The sequence below is a fragment of the Collinsella aerofaciens genome (genome assembly GCF_028209625.1).
Lineage (GTDB): Bacteria > Actinomycetota > Coriobacteriia > Coriobacteriales > Coriobacteriaceae > Collinsella > Collinsella aerofaciens_AM.
The window spans coordinates 1-15,816 of sequence record NZ_JAQLDU010000023.1 but is presented as its reverse complement, the minus strand read 5'-3'; the positions used below and the strand labels follow the sequence as shown (position 1 = coordinate 15,816).

Annotated in this window: 11 protein-coding genes; 3 read left to right on the top strand and 8 right to left on the bottom strand. The window is 48.7% G+C overall.

Going from position 1 to position 15,816, the window contains the following annotated elements:
* Nucleotides 1-345: 345 nt before the first annotated feature.
* Together PMW70_RS09195 and PMW70_RS09190 are read left to right on the top strand one after the other, a co-directional pair.
* Nucleotides 346-1,335, top strand: coding sequence for a hypothetical protein (locus tag PMW70_RS09195; protein WP_271744682.1), 990 nt, complete (start codon nucleotides 346-348; stop codon nucleotides 1,333-1,335).
* A complete protein-coding gene (locus PMW70_RS09190) occupies nucleotides 1,319-2,068 on the top strand; it encodes a hypothetical protein (RefSeq protein WP_271744681.1) in 750 nt (249 codons plus the stop codon). The genes PMW70_RS09195 and PMW70_RS09190 overlap by 17 nt, the downstream gene beginning before the upstream one ends.
* A 289-nt stretch (nucleotides 2,069-2,357) precedes the next feature.
* Here the strand turns inward: PMW70_RS09190 and PMW70_RS09185 are convergent, their stop codons facing one another.
* The 4 genes from PMW70_RS09185 to PMW70_RS09170 all read right to left on the bottom strand — a co-directional run bounded on the left by PMW70_RS09185 (nucleotide 2,358) and on the right by PMW70_RS09170 (nucleotide 5,829).
* The gene (locus PMW70_RS09185; RefSeq protein ID WP_117767082.1) at nucleotides 2,358-2,657 is read right to left on the bottom strand and encodes a nucleotidyltransferase family protein; all 300 of its coding nucleotides are present in this window, start codon (nucleotides 2,655-2,657) and stop codon (nucleotides 2,358-2,360) included.
* Nucleotides 2,658-2,685: 28 nt separating this feature from the next.
* On the bottom strand, nucleotides 2,686-2,964 hold the full coding sequence (locus PMW70_RS09180) for a hypothetical protein (RefSeq protein ID WP_117767084.1): 279 nt from the start codon (nucleotides 2,962-2,964) through the stop codon (nucleotides 2,686-2,688).
* Between the two features lie 581 nt (nucleotides 2,965-3,545).
* A complete protein-coding gene (locus PMW70_RS09175) occupies nucleotides 3,546-4,478 on the bottom strand; it encodes an Abi family protein (protein WP_271744680.1) in 933 nt (310 codons plus the stop codon).
* Between the two features lie 262 nt (nucleotides 4,479-4,740).
* Nucleotides 4,741-5,829: a hypothetical protein gene (locus tag PMW70_RS09170; RefSeq protein WP_271744679.1), complete on the bottom strand. Its 1,089-nt coding sequence runs from the start codon at nucleotides 5,827-5,829 to the stop codon at nucleotides 4,741-4,743.
* A gap of 335 nt (nucleotides 5,830-6,164) precedes the next feature.
* On the opposite strand from PMW70_RS09170, the gene PMW70_RS09165 reads away from it, so the two are divergent.
* Nucleotides 6,165-7,589, top strand: coding sequence for a hypothetical protein (locus PMW70_RS09165; protein WP_271744678.1), 1,425 nt, complete (start codon nucleotides 6,165-6,167; stop codon nucleotides 7,587-7,589).
* Between the two features lie 71 nt (nucleotides 7,590-7,660).
* Here the strand turns inward: PMW70_RS09165 and PMW70_RS09160 are convergent, their stop codons facing one another.
* The 4 genes from PMW70_RS09160 to PMW70_RS09145 all read right to left on the bottom strand — a co-directional run bounded on the left by PMW70_RS09160 (nucleotide 7,661) and on the right by PMW70_RS09145 (nucleotide 15,440).
* On the bottom strand, nucleotides 7,661-8,500 hold the full coding sequence (locus tag PMW70_RS09160; RefSeq protein ID WP_117767092.1) for a DNA adenine methylase: 840 nt from the start codon (nucleotides 8,498-8,500) through the stop codon (nucleotides 7,661-7,663).
* 69 nt (nucleotides 8,501-8,569) lie between these two features.
* Nucleotides 8,570-10,240 (bottom strand): AAA family ATPase, encoded by a 1,671-nt coding sequence (locus PMW70_RS09155; RefSeq protein ID WP_158567053.1) that lies wholly within the window; start codon nucleotides 10,238-10,240, stop codon nucleotides 8,570-8,572.
* 51 nt (nucleotides 10,241-10,291) lie between these two features.
* The gene (locus PMW70_RS09150; RefSeq protein WP_147352159.1) at nucleotides 10,292-11,317 is read right to left on the bottom strand and encodes a hypothetical protein; all 1,026 of its coding nucleotides are present in this window, start codon (nucleotides 11,315-11,317) and stop codon (nucleotides 10,292-10,294) included.
* Between the two features lie 154 nt (nucleotides 11,318-11,471).
* Nucleotides 11,472-15,440, bottom strand: a complete 3,969-nt coding sequence (locus PMW70_RS09145) for an AAA family ATPase (RefSeq protein WP_271744677.1) — start codon at nucleotides 15,438-15,440, stop codon at nucleotides 11,472-11,474.
* Nucleotides 15,441-15,816 lie beyond the last annotated feature (376 nt).

Here is a 15,816-nt window from a genome sequence, read left to right as displayed (position 1 = left end):
AGGCCTGGCGTTAGCATGTCGCGATTCAATCTCGAAAACAGCATTGCCCAGTTGACAAAACTATAGGAACACCCCCCACACACTTCCGGAAATGAGTCACAACAACAACGGCGTGCGATTGCGATGAATGCTTTCCTAGTGTGAACAGCACCAAGGCCATGGCAATTCAGTGGTTGTCGGCGGTCTTGGCGAGTGTGGAGAACACGCCACTTGCACTCGCTTTGGGTTTTGCCGGGTTTGAAACGGTAGCATACACAGGGCGTCTTTATATGTAACTTAATAGTTTGCCTTGTAACATCATTAATGTTACATTTCAAAATAGCATGTTACACAAGGAGGCGAGGCATGCGGGAATTCGTTGAGAAGATGCTGCATTCGAAAGTTGAGCGTGAGCCCGTTGACGTCTCGGGGCTTCCCCTGTATCTGAGGGGGTTGTACTCCCTTGAGCGGTGGACCGCCTTCGGTGTGCCGTTCGTGATGGCTTTCCCCATCGAGAACGCGACGGTGAAGACCATGGCGAAACACCGCAACACGCTGGAGACAGCTCTGGGGATTCCCGTGGCTTTCGCTCTCGAGAGCGCCACGGGCTATAGGGTCGAGCGAATGCTTGAGGCCGGCCTCGCCTTTGTAGCTACAGACAAGCAGGTGTACCTACCGTTCCTGGGAGTCGCTCTGAATGGCGGCAAGAGCCATGCGGGCGGCCGTAAGCAGGTGAGCATCGAGACGCTCTCGCCCCAGGCGCAGCGTCTCGCCATCATGGCGCTCTACGGTGAACTCGACGGAGCCAACGTAACTCAGGCGGCGAACGTTCTCGCCGTAGCAAAGATGACCGTCTCGCGCGCGTTCGATGAACTCGCTGCTGTCGACCCCTCGATCATCGTGTCCGAAGGGCGCCGACGGGTCCTACGCCCTGACCGGAATAAGATGGCGCTGTGGCGGCGGCTTGAGCCATACATGGCAAGTCCGGTCGCAAGGGAGCATCGCCTGACCCGCGTACCCGATGTGGGCCTTCCACCAGGAGGAGTTTCGGCGCTGAGTGAGATCTCGATGCTGCAGGACGACCCCTGGCCGACTTTCACCGCGACCAAAGCGCAAGAGCGCGTCCTAGGGCTGGCGACCGGTGCACGTAACGCTGGATTCGACGAACCAGAGGAGCCCGCGTGCGTAGTGCAGGTGCTACGCTACGAGCCCGAGCCAGCGCCCGGGTGTATTGTCGACCCGCTTTCCGCCATCCTATCCCTTCCCGACGATATGAGGGACGACCCGCGCGTCGCGGGCGAGATCGAGTACGTCCTGAATCGAGTGCTTGGGGTTGATTATGAAGGGAATCGATAAATTCAGGGAACGCTTCGCGGGCCGCGAGGGCGAATATGTCCTAATCGGTGGCGGAGCCTGCGACCTGCTGTTCGGCGAGGTCGGGCAAGATTTCAGGGCAACGAAAGATCTCGATCTAGTCCTACTGGTGGAGGCGCTGACGCCTGAGTTCGGCCGCGTGTTCTGGGACTTTGTTCGGGAAGGCGGGTACGAGAACAAACAAAAGAGTAGCGGGAAGCCGCAGTTCTACCGGTTCTCTAAGCCGAAGGACCCGGCCTTCCCCGCCATGCTGGAGTTATTTGCACGCACCGACATCAACCTGCGCCACGGGGATTCCGGCCTTTTGCCGATACACATCGGGGAGGAGGTTTCTAGTCTTTCTGCGATTCTGCTGGACGAGGAGTACTACAAATTGCTCGTGGAGAACAGAGTATCGGCGGGCGGCGTCGCTGCCTTGTCGGTCGAGGGACTAATCCCCTTCAAAGCAAAGGCGTGGCTCGACCTGTCTGCCAAGCGTGCAGATGGAAAGGCAGTCGATGAGAAGAGCGTAAAGAAGCACCGTAACGACGTCTGCCGCCTCGCCACCTTGCTCGCGGGCAACGAGCGTCCCGCCATGAGCGAGGGTGTTCTTGCTGACATGAGGCGCTTCATGGAGGCCTACGAATCGGACCCCGTCGATCCCAAAACAATCAGGATCAAGGGTGTTGGGGCGCAACAGGTCGTTGAGGTGATGAAGGACGTTTACTTGCGATAACACGTATACATGACGCGCCTTCAACCAGAACGATTGAAGGCGCCTTCTCCGCGAGCATTGTTTTGATTGCGCTGGTCGTGCTCTTCGACCAAGATCTTCTCGGTAGGCTTTCTTTTGATTCCGCTGGTCGCGCCTTACGACCAAATTCTGGGACAAGCATATAAATAAATGGAAAAAAATAAATGGAAAACGATGCAAGACGAGTCAAGAAGCCCCGCAATCGCGCTCGTTAACCCAAGGTGGCGAGCTGTTCTATCTAACCCAAATATTCGCAAGCTCCTCATCCTGCTTACTCCGCTTCATAGACACGCATCTCATCTTGCTCGATGCTTTTCCGGAAGGCCGCGCGCATGTGCTCTGGTGGGTTGGTGACGATATCAACCTTTCGCCCAAGTTCCTTCTCGAGCTCATGAGAGAGTTCGAGAAGCGCGCCGAACGTCATGGTGTTGCCGCAGACTAGGCGCAAGTCAATATCGCTATCGGGCGTTTGTTCGCCTCGCGCAAACGAGCCAAACAGATATGCCTCGCGGACGTCGTAGCGAGCCAGCACGCGGGAGACCGCAGTGGATATGTCGGTAGGCGAGATCATGGGTTATTTGCCGTTCAACAGTAGAACGTCAGGGGGCCAGCGCCGAAACCGCCGGTCCGGCTTTTTGGCGTTCGGCGAGCTCGAGGATAAACGGGGCGTTTGAGCTAACAAATTCTGTCAAAAAATTGAGGTCATCAGCAGTAAATCCTTCGACGTTGAACCATTTGACCGCAGGCAAGAAGCATTCCGCATGGTCAAAGCCAAAGTCAACCGGGCGCTCGACGGCCACGCGAACGGTTCCGTCTTCTCTTGTCTCTGAGTAGGCAAATTGGGTGCCATCATCAAGCTGAACATAGCTCCAAAGCACGGCTGCCTCCTTAGTGTTGATATCCAAGTATAAAGAGCAGACTAGATGTAACGCGGCGTGAATTGGATTATTCCTATAAGAGACGAACTCTGACAGCTGGCAATCTCCGAAAGTATGCGGCAAATCTCAGACTTGTTGACTACACCGAAAAGCGGCAACACTTCCACCTGCGGTTTCTTTACGTTAGAAGGGGGTTGTGGTCGGGGGTTCCGGAATTTGCCGCATACTTCTGTTATGCGATTCCGAAAGTGCGGGGAAACCGAGATCTGCCGCCCAGACCCCAGTTTCGAGCTTCCGCGATCTGCTGTTTTGTTGCTAAAAATCAGTTTGTGCTCGGCGGTTTTAAATTTTTACCCGCACTTCCGAAAATCGGGCCATTCAGCAACGATATGCGGTGCCCAAGAGTGCTATGCCAGGTAAGAAAAGCGTTAAGAAAAATGCGCCCGAGCCAGCCGACCCCCCCCGCCTTGCATCCATTATGGCAACCGATAACCACAACGCGTCTGCACCAAGGGATTGACGCTCAATTCCGTCGTCAATAATTTCCTAAAACAAGTGATTTACTTTTAGGCGGGTCGAATCTAAATTTTATACCTAGTTATCTTTTTCCATTCGGCTGGGAAACCCATGGCATCAAGGAGGCGCTCCTCGCCGATGCTCTCATCCAATGACAAGTATCCGTTAACGCACTTGACGAGCTTGGCCTTGAATGTCTTGAACTCGTCGTCGCGAAGGAGGTATCGAAGGGTGATCACTGCCGAGAAAACGTCTACCTTGCCGCAAGCGTAATCCGGCCCAATCTTTTCGATGCCGAGCTTGGCGTGCAAGGCCGTGTCAGGAATCTCGACGTGACACCTGTGGGAGAAGAGACGCTCTCCATGTGCGCAGACGTTCCTGTAGAGGGCGAGTACGCGGATAAACGACGAGAGTTCTTTCGGGTTTCCGACCCCGAACCTCTTAGCAATCTTGGCCTTCTCGCTGTCCCTGAGCGCCGTGAGCATTTTCGAAGTCTGTCCGAAGGTCATGGCGTTCACGGCGACCCATAGAGGCACGTTCTTATATGCCCTGCGGTAGTAGGCAAGGTATTCGTGGCTGGTATCCTTGTTGGCGATATAGTCAAGCATGTTCAGCAGCTTTGGGAGAACTCGCTTCGCGCCCTTCGACGTCGCGTAGCAGCGGGCGTCTAGATACTTGCTCTGGGACTCGCCATATGCAGCGCAGAACTCGTAGGCCAGCGCCGACCTGATCTTCGCCTCGACCTTGAGCAGCGCATCGAGCATTATCTCCCTAAGCTCGACGTCGAACTCGTAAAGCGCTAGGATGTCTCCAAAAGTGGCACCTTCGCGGTATACCCGGGTGCTCGGGTCGCGGAAAAACGACTGGTAGCCGTTCACGACCGGGAAATAGCCGATGTCCGCAAGCACCCTTCGGCAAACCTCTTCGTCCTCGATTCTGAGGCCGGAGCTTCTGAGCTTCTCCATCTGCTGCTGGTAGGTAAGGAATTCTTTGGGCATCGTCGCTCTTCCCGAAAATAAAAGGGGAACCCGCAGGCTCCCCTCCGGTTCCAGGCATCGAAAGTTTCTGGACCCTAATCACTGTAATGATACTATTTTCAAACTTGCGCGCTGTCAAGCACATGCACTGAGTATCCACCGGCACACATTACCAGCACGTCCGGCATTGCTCGCATGAAAAAGGCAACACTCCTTCACTGAAAGCGTTGCCTCTAAAGCGTCTGCAGAACTCCTACATTTAAGCCAGATGTTCCTCACCACATCAGCAACAATGTGAGGTGGTGAGGAACGCTGTGCCAAGAAGAAATAGCGTTAGGGACACGACGATCCAATTTGTGTCGCTGGTTTTGGGAAGCGACGAGGAGGTCTTGGTGGTGACCTTGGGCCTAGAGGCCTTGGCGGCCGTGGTGTTGGTCACTGTGGTCGTGGTCGCCGACTTAGTCGCGGCCGCGGGCTTAAGCATGGGAATCGTCGACGGATCCGCAGCTGGCTCGACAGTAGCGGGGTCAGCGCCAGGGGCGGACAGACCATCCCCCGGCACATCGGGCCCACCGGTCTCCCCCGCCGACGCCGTGGCATCCACGGGCACGATTGTCACACGCGCTGCCACGGACCCGTCGGCATCCACCACGCCGCCCTCGCCAAAGGCCCCACCCGCAGGAGCCACAAAGCGCGCGGATGCAAACGATCCGCCCAGGCAGGCGACGCCGGCGTCGGCGCCCGACGCATCCAGCCAGGACGCATCGATGGTAAGCTGCCCGGCCGCGTCACCGCCAGCAGCCCCGCCCAGCAGACACACACCATAGGTGCGCACGCCCGCCCCGGAGCCCGCGCCCGCGGCGACAACGCGCCCATCGCCGCGAACGGCAAGACCATCCGCGATCACGCCGGCCACCCGCGCATCTGCGATGCCGGCGCCATCGGCACGCGCGTCAACCTTGCAGCCGTCCACCGCGAGCGTCCCCGACACGTAGATTCCGCACTGCGAGCCCGTAGCCACCAGCGACCCGGTGCCGCGGAGCGTCAGATCGCCCCACACCTCCATGCCGCACCGCGAGATGTCCACGTCGGGCGCGCTCGTCTCAACCACGGAGTTTTGCCCCACAAGCGTCACCACCAGGTCGTCGTCCGCGCCGATGGCCTCGCCCGCGTAGCCGGTAAGCTCCAGATGGCCGGCATCTGTCCAGGCCCACCTGGGACCCGATACACCCGGCTCGTAGTACGTGACGCCCGCAATGAACAGGCTTTCCGCGCCCGCGGCATAAGAAGGCCCGCCCAGCAAAACGCATAGGCAGGCCATGGCAGTAAACAGGATGTAGTGACGGCTGGTGTGGAACGCGGCAGCAAACATAACCGCTCCGATCTTCGCAAGAGCCAATGGAAACTGCGCCAGGAAACTACCTGGTAGCAGCAGTTATTAGTGTAGCGAGATCGGCGAGTGGCGAACGAATTGCCTGTAAACGAACCCCGAAATTAGGTGTAAATCGTTTTGCCAGTCGGTGAAAGGAGGGGCTGCATAACGTCCGCAATGGGCCGTCTGGGGGCTTCGCGAGTTTATTGACCCTCAATTGGGCTCTTACGGCAGTTGTCAGAATACGACCATTATCATTAGGTGCTGCATGTTAACGATTAAACTCTCCCTACCCTGTGAATGGATGTTACGTCATCTTCAGGTGAATGCATTTAATGCCGGTATTGAGATTGATTCCACAGCTAGCAAGCATTGTGACTCACTATAATTTTGATAGTTCATCGATCTTTCCTTATGGAGTTGTTGTAATGATGCCTGAACAAGCGATTAAACCTATACCGTTATCAAAACTACGCTTATGGACCGAGAATCCTAGAGACCCTGTGGATGAGAGCATGAGCGATTCTGAAATCATTAAAAGGGCGATTGTTAATGATAGTGATAACTGGAATCTAGACTCATTAATCGTTGAAATGGGCAAACGTTACCATCTAAACGAGATACCTGTAGTTGTCGCAAATGCGGACGATACATTTACCGTCTATGACGGAAATCGTCGCGTAGCCCTATTGAAGTGTATTAAAGATCCAGATTTATATCAGGATGCCTTTAATAGGATCGGTGTCTTTGAAGTGGAACCGGAGTTACGCAATCTAACGGTCTTACCTTGTAATGTTTGCACAAAAGAAATTGCTTTAGAGATTGTCGAACGAATCCATCGATCTTCGAATAAGTGGGGCAAGCTTCAATACGAACAATTCTTGCATAACTTTAGGGGACAGCCCAAGGGCCCTCTTATGTTGCTTGATGAAGCTACAGGCGGAATTGTAGCGACGAATAAAAAAATAAACGAAGAATATGTCGAGAAAAGGTTGTTAACTGAATCGAATTTAAACAAAATTGGATTTTCAATTAAGAATAACGAGCTCGTAACTAATCATAATCTCGAGGAAGCCGTCGAAATTCTGAAAGATATCGCACGGATTAGAAATGAGGATCTGAGCTCAGCAAGGAAAAACGCCGGCAGACTGAAGGATGCGCTAATTGAGCTAAATCCAGACAGGTACGCCAACATTTCTTCATTTAATGAAAGCAAGCCAATTACCAAGCTGGGTGGCAGCAACGCCCCAAACAATAGAAAAGAAATGTCCACCGCGAAGGCTTTGCCCCATAAGAGGAGAAAACCAGTAAAAACCAAAGAAGAGGTTCTGTTTGGCGGAATGCTTCGACCGAAAGGCAGCAGATCAAATGAGCTATATCGAGCCATCGACGACATTTACCATTTTTATTTAAAGAATGAACAGAAGAGATTCCATTATCTTCCAATAGTTGCGTTTTCAATGCGACTGCTACTAGAAATATGCGCACAAGAGTACTTTAAAGCAAGCGATCCTAATAATGATTGCAAGGATGGCGCTTTAAAGCCCTTTTTAAAAGAAGCCAAGAAGAAAATGACGGAGACCGCCAACTTTGAAGATATTAATGAGATTACATTGAATAGCGAATGGATAGATGGCAAATACAATTTTGAGGGAATTCTATCAAAATGGGCTCACGGCACGCTGTCTGCCGACAAAGAGAGCATTGTCCGTGTTTCTAGATTGGCCGGAAACATCATAAGGTTAATGTGGTCTAATTAGTATAACAACTTACCGGTGGCTAATGCCTGATCGGTCTTGAAGCCACCGGTAAGTCGATCGTTCTAAAAGAGCTATGATTTAAGACTAGCGGGCCAAATAAGTCCTGGCCCAAGTATTATCTTCTCTTTGCCAACAGTTTTTAGATTGGCAGAATATCCAATTTCAAGATTACTCTGTTCGTAATCGTTGTAAATGGATTTAATCAATACGTCTGCATCATAAGTTACAACCCATTTACTCTGTGCACTACCGATTTTACGGGCTAATGAGCGATGCTTCTCGTTAGTAAAAGAACTTCGATATAAACCGGGACCCTTTTGGACGTAAGGAGGATCAAGATATGCAAACAGTTCGGAATCTGTTAATCGCCGAGTTATAAACTCTTCAGCATCAAGGTTCGTAACTTCAATTCTGTCTTTATATTCTTCAATTCGTTGTATTTTAGCAATGAGCGTTTTGCGATTGAATCGAGCATCCATTTTATAAGTTCCAGTTTGGTCTAGACCGCCTATAACTCCGCCGCTCAAAATACCAGAGACATTGGTTCTATTAAGATAAAAGCATGCTTTACCTAACGCAAGGCTATCGCTGACATCCTTTGAACGATAAATCTCTCGCATCGATTTCCATGTATCTATATTAAGTTTTGCGTCATTGATAAATTCGCATAACTCCTCGCTGTGATTTACTATCACGTCCCACATGCAATACACAGCAGGATCAAAATCATTAATTACAATCGATTTAACGTCATTTTTTAGAAGCAACTTAATAGCGAGGCCTGCTCCTCCTGCAAATAACTCTGCATAAGCGTGCCCAAGCAGGTTGTTTGCTTCAAGTATCGATTTGATTTCAGGGTAAATCTTCGTCTTACCCCCTGGATATCGCACTGGCGTAAGTGTTGCCGGCACTAACTACACCTCCTTAGCTTGCGCAAATGCTAACAATTGACTATTTTTTAAATCAGAATATTTTACAGTCTATTCGTACTTAAAAGTATAAATACCGAAATCAACAGTTGATGGAATGAAAATACGGTGATAGTTGGCTGTTTTATGGTAAACGGCCTGGAGATTGAATCCAAATTTCCTTATATCCCTTGCATTTGCGGAATCAAGCATCCATGCCTTAAAGACATACGTGAAAAATAGTATATTCCTGTTAAAAACTGCCTTGGCTTTCTCCCGCTTTTGGCCACCGCCAACAACGTTGCGCGCCTCATCTATTTCAGGCTTGATCCATTGGTTAAAATTACTTATGGAAAAACCTTCACCTTGAATGCATTCGTCAGCCCAGAAGGGATTGTTACCATCAGTTGACAATTTAATTGCGTAGTCAAATAATAGCCATTCGGGCGACGATCCATCTCCGGGTAAGGCAATTGTGTTTTTGGAAAGATTCGAAGGCTTATCACCGTCGAGAATAGCGAACGACGCAATGGCGGATTGTCTTAATTGGGAATCTTTAAATAGGCTAGATATAACGTCACCGCCAAGATTTCCGTCTATCAAATGGATATGTCTGTTTAAGTGATTAAATCCATCTGCCTGTTTGCATAGATGGGATATCAACAGGCGAATGAGGCACCTTGCTTCTTCATCTTCGGTGAATACAGGTATTTTCTTTTCAGAGAATAGGTCCGCTCGGGATCTATTTGTGAGATACATCTCTATTTTTTCAATATCAGGGTTGTCCATTTTGGAAACAACACCTGCGCCGTCATACAGGTAAATTACATTCTGTTTTTCTTTAAACATTTGCTTTAACATAAAGATACTGTGAGTAGTAAAGACTATTTGAATATGGAATAGCGTCGAGTATTCAATAAGCAATTGAAGCAAAGCATATTGGAACGAAGGGTGCAGAGTTGCATCAAGCTCGTCAACAAGCAATAGGCTACAAACCGTTTCCGATTGAGAGCTCTCGTCTAAAGCCTCATAATATCTTTTTAATGAGAGCAAGGCGGTTAGAAGTATCAAGACATTCTCTTCGCCGCTAGATACTGTATTTGAATCTACGCCTTCAATATCCGTGCTAAATTCTTGTCTTTTCTTAATGTCTCTTAGACTTTGTGCTTGAAATGAGCTTGCGTGAATTCCGGTGATTCGAGCATAAAGATCGCTCAGCTCAGACTGGGCGTCCTCAGGGAGTATGAATGATGAGTTTTTCAGCGCACCGTCGTCTTGATATTCTCCCCAAGGAATTAGACGAGCCAGTCCGAGATAAAGCACTGGCTTGGCTGGCAACCTATCATGACTGCCTTTTTTGTAATAGGGCTTAATTGCATATCGATTATTGACGGCCGAATTATGCTTTCTAAAAGACAGTCGCGAACCATCTAAATACTCGACTTCAAACAACGACCCCTCTTTATAGCCAGGGGCAGGGTTATTATACTGCCTATCACCTTTTGCTAATTTTTCGATCTTCGTATTCACTTGAGCATTGAGAGAATTAATCATTCTTAATGCTTCGGGATCTTTAAATTGGTGATCTTTCCTGCTGACAGCTTTGTATGCGTTGCTGATCATATGCAGCAGGGTAGTCTTGCAAGTGCCATTCGTTCCCGATATGGCATTAACGCCACAGTCAAATTCAATAGCAATATCGTTTAATTTCTTATATCGATTAATATTGAGACGTTTAACCATGGGCCAGCCAATCAATAAATGCATTATTGCGAAAGTGTCTTATCTAGAAATTTATACGTCTGAATCTCCACTTGATTCAAGTAACCATCTAACTTGGCTCCATTCGCATATTTTGTGGTGCGCAATAATATTGCGGCATTCGCGAAGAAGATGGATTTCGTTCCTGAGCTCTCGATCGGGGATATATAATAGTCTTTCGCCGTCATCGTTAGTTTGCGCCATTAGGTATACAAGGGTTCCGAGTTCAACATCCTCGGGTTCAGATACGCGCTCGCCAAATTGAGAGACATCACTGCTTTCCAAAACGGCAGTAAGCTGATCACGTACTCTTGCTATCACCGCCAATCGCCTAGCCTCCAAGATGGGGAACAGAATCTCGACCTGTGCTTTCCAGACTCTTCGATCGATTGAGCCCTTATCGGCTCGCAGAGCGATAGCAAGAACATTATTATGATCAGCTTTGACCCTATCATTATCAAAGCAATCTAAAACAGAACAGAGCACATCATAGCTGTTATCAAGCATAAGTTCGAGGTTCTCGGATAAGATATCTGACACCTCAACGTCCCCACCGCAGACGTTGGAGAGCAGCGAGGCGCAGTAGCTTTTTTCTTGACCCGAAAAAGCCATTGAAGGCATTTCATCCACAAGTAAACCATTGAATAACGAAACGCTATACTCGCCTATGCAATCACGATAACTGATAGTCTTGCACCCATCATTTTCATTTTGATCCAGCGAAGACCATCCATCAAAAGAAGTCTCTACAACAAACAATCCATCTAAAGGTGTTGTAGATGGCCACCCGCAGATTAAGCCCATCCAAGTTTTAATGTCTTTCGGCTCAAAACCTGTCAACCAGACGATTCTGTCTTTCAACACGTGATTCTGGATAAGATACTCAGCGGGATTAAGTGAATTCCTATATCTTAGTCTTACGTCATTCAGAGCGTAGCGATCAAGCAGCACTTCAACTGGACTCTGAGCATTGTTAAAATCATCCGGTGTGACCACATCAATAGTGACACCTTCCAGCGCGTATTCGCTTTGGGCGGCTTCAGCAATTAACTCCCTCATCCTATTTGGCCAAGGGCACAACTTGGGCAGAAGCAATCGCACATTGTAATTGTCCGAGAGAGAACTCACGACTGATTTTATAAACATCTGAGGACCCGTAACATTGGTCCACCATATGTACGAATGGTCCATGCCCATGAAGCCACACTTTCCTTTAAACCTTAGCGCACTCATTAGCTTCGATGATGTCATCGAAAACAGCATCTTCATTGGGTCCGATGATATTCAAGAACGAATGCCTGCGCAGTTTATAACAATGAACAGTCATAGAAGGTTTAGTCAAAATACCCATCTCGACCATTTCGTCAAGCAGTATCTCCAGAGCGCTCTGGGATTCGCATTTTAGGCATGAGATGTCGAATTCGATCGCTGATTTCTGAATAGCGTCGATACTGAAGCCGTCAAGCAGGGACTTCTGATCATCCTCGCGTTCTGCAGCAAAGCTCAACATGGCGATACACCGAGCAAGCATAAAGTATCGCTCATCGAGCTCCAGAGAGAGCCTGAACTTTTCTCTAATACTGTTGTTCAAATCATTCTTGTTAATGATTTCGCCAAGTTGCTCCTCAAGGAGAGGATACGGAGGCTGTCCATCAGCAGCACGATAATAAACGCCATACTGTTCTTTCATGGTTTCAACCAGTGTATGCCCAAAGAACTGGATGATTCCTGGATAGTAATTTGTGTTTGTAAGGATGGTCTCCAGATGAGGGTACCTATCAACTTGGAAGCCCAAATAAAGCAGCGGCCTAGAAATTAGCTGCAGCGCTTCTTGGGGTGATAATGGTTTGACGCAAATGGGTGAACCAACTTGGCCCGAGAAGCCGTTCTCCTGAATAGCGTTTTTTGCTCTGCAAACATTATGCAAGCCCGCAATCACAAACTTAAAGCTATTAGTAGATTCACTTTTTAGGTCGATAAGAGGCTGGAGCTCCCTGTAATGGTGCTCAGCAATAGCATTGAGAAAATTATCACACTCATCAAGAAGCAACAGAACCCTGGAAGCAAGCTTGGAGTTCATGGCTTTAGCAATCGCTGCCGCAAGGGACCGAATGTCCTCAACCTTTCCAAGCGAAAGTTCAGCTTTTGCACCAAAAGCCTCAGCAACCTTACAGGCAACATCCTTTTCAGTCAGGCAATTAAGAATGTTGACATAGACTGCGAACTCTTTGGAATCAGGTTTTTGGCAGAGGCTTTCGGCTCTTTGAAGAAGCGCAGTCTTGCCCAACTGTCTGCCACCATAGACGATTATGGCTCCACCAGGATCCATAATGCTTCTTAGCTCAGCATCCCTGCCGCAGAACATTTCGTCTGGGGTAGGACCGCCATCGCGTACAAATGGTTGATAAAACGTAAAAGGCAAGGCGCACTTCAGCATTAACTGAAGACGTTCGGGCTCTTCGTGCAAGGCCAAGAACAATGCAAGGACCTGATCAATAACGATAAATTGAAGATGATTGTTGCTCGCATGTGATAGCTCTGCCAAGGCTCTTTTATCCTCGAGTCTCATTGGGCTATCAACAAATACGAGGGACATCCTCGTCAGTCCGGCAGCACGAACTTTAGACAAGATATCTCTAGGCGATAATGAACCGAACAACAGCAAAACATCTAGCTTTGACGGCATTTTAGTGCCAAATGCCGCAATAGGATGACTGTATTGAGTCATTCCGCGAGAAGCGGGGCGTAGCGACGCGGAGTACCGAGCTTGGCCTTGAGAAGTGCGTTCAACTTGCCTAACAGACAATCCAAGAGCTCTCAAGAATGTAGCAATATCCTTGCAATCGGCACTTCCGGTTTTATTTCCGCGCTTTGGCCAACTTCCAACCATTTTCAAGGCGTTTTCTTTATAGCCTGAATCTTTGTAATCAGTATCCCAACTCTTCGGAGCATTCTTATTAATATAGGACTTTGCGAACTTGGCAAAATCGTTTCGGTTGTTAGATTTCTTGCAACAATCAAATAGCTGTTTATAAACATCATCGCTAATAAACTCCGAGAAAACATCGCTCTCGGTAATAGGCGTTACGTCCAAATCAAGCTTGCCAGCATCTATTCTATTCAAATACTCTTCAACTACAGCATAGTTGCCCTCTTCAAACAAAACGGTAGCCTTATCGAGCAAGGAGGATTTTTTACCTTGGATCTTACGACGACAAGAAGATAGCCTGCGATCAAGATCGGTCTTACGCGAAAGCGAAAGATCATCGACCTGCTTCTGAAGTCCCTTAAGGAACCACTTCCAATTGGCATAGTCTTCCAAGTCAAAGAAGAATCCCATGTTCAGACGAGCTATTTCTAGCAAGCGTTCCTTCTGTTGCTCATCAATTTTGTTGTAGGCATACGCCATTTCGAGCATATCTTTATATTTATCCAGCTCATCCAAGGCTGACTGATGCGCATTTTTACGATCAAGGTCGCTCGGAGGCAGAACCCCCTCTATTGCGCCACACAGATTCAAGATGTTGTCGAGCTGGCCTAAATTGTCAAATAGCCTCGAACTTGGATCAGCAATCTGCCTAGCAGCCTCAGCTGAATCAAGTTTAGGGCTCAGATGGTGCTCGAGCAGAACCCTCCAAGGTTCGCAATAAACGACACGGGAGAGATCCATGTTCAAAACAGGAAGACCAGAATCAATCGAAATGCATCCAGTGGCAAGAAATTGTTCATAGTCCATTGTGCAGGAAGAATTTCCCGTCAGTAAACGCTTTATATCGGTAAATAAAGCGTCCAGCACAGTCGAATCCACCGGATTATAAGCTGCTCCAGAAACAGAAACCTCATCGGTCAAAACAAGAATCCTGTCCTTGAGATTTCCCAGCTGTTCTAGCGCCCCCTCTCTAAATGAAGAACCGATTAGGGTGTTCCACTCCTTTAATACTTCGATGCGGTCTTCAATGGCACTAACCAAATGCTTACGAGCGGCATATTCAAGATTCATCCCTCTATTTTTCTTACCATTTACCGCCATACGCCATTTCGAATCGATAAAGTCAGAAATGGCTTTATCCTGCTCGGCATCGGAACTGCCAACCTTGAACTGAGCAAGAACGTCTTCAATTAGAGGACGAGATTCGCGGTCATCATTAGCAACAATCGTTAGAACAGAGCCAAGATCGCTCGAATCGCCAAAACTCAACTCAAGAAATTCGGGGATGCCTTTAATCATCGCCTTTACTTTAGGAGGCGCGCATAGCAGCCTTGCCTTACTTTCGGTCTCGGCTATTGCCTGGTCTCTTCTCTCCTCTCCACCGAGCATCTCAACTATCTGACTATCAAGACCTCGCTCCGGAGAAACATCCCATATTTTGAGCAGCTCATTAAACAGCGGCTTTAATACAACAAATTGCGGAAAGAGCTCATCAAAGTTCTTGCCAAACGTTTCCGCGGTCGCATGCAGCTCATAGTCATAGGCAACTGCAGGAGCGACCATTGCCCTACAATAAGCGGCCAGCTGTAAGGCGCTAGTATCGGCAGTAACGGTAGGAAACGCAGCCTTCAATTCGGAGCCGCGATACAGGTGACGTTCAATTTTAGAATCGCAGCCATAGGCCATCTGAAGTGAAGCCAACTGAGCCCAAGGTCGATCGCCCTCCAACGAGAGGGCCTTAAGAAAATAATGCGCTGCAACTAGCGATTGGATTCTATTTTGCTCATTAAGCAGCTTGCCGACAAATAGTCGAGCTTCATCGTCTGATGGAGGCATCTTGCGTTTGACAAGTATGCTGGCCATTTGGTTCGAATCCATTTCATCCGTGATGTCAGGATGAATAGAAACATCAGAGTTTTCATGTTCGGCTTCTTGGGCGCCCGAATCGACCGCCACACCCTCTGCCTCATTTGAATCATCAGTTGAGGTGAGATTATTACGATCGCACTCATGCACCTCATTCAGAATGACAACCTCGGAGTCTATAGCGAAGTCAGCAGGACCTTGGTCTGATTCCAAGGATTCAGATGATGAAGGTAATGGCGTATTATCTTCGTCTTCTTCATCCGCGAATTCAAGTTTCGCAAAAGCGTCTTCTAATAAGCCATCCTTTAGAACGAACCAATGGTCGATATTTGCGCTATCGACGTTTTCTTTTGGCGCAACGTTGGACAGAACGTTGTTGCCTTCCAACGAAAGTCTTTAGCCTTCGGGAGCGAGGACGCAGTTAATGAGCTGATCATTAAAATAGACCAAAACAGCAGAAGGAGTACTCCCAAAGAGGCTATCGAGCAGTTTTGATTTGTTCACTCCCGAATTTGAATCTTCGACATAGCATAAGTAATCAATCAGAAGGTCGTATGAACGCAAAACCTCTACAATGTCCCTGGACTTAATATCTTTGATGCGCTCAGCAGCCGTGTCTATATTTCTAATGCCGTTTGAAATCCTGCTCTCCGGCATCGGTATTAACCAAGGTGATTTTCGGCAAGCCCTTGATTCTCATGTTCACTGCAACAGCCTCAGGACTCAGCGCAACGCGTTGCGCTGAGTCCTGAGGCGCGAATCC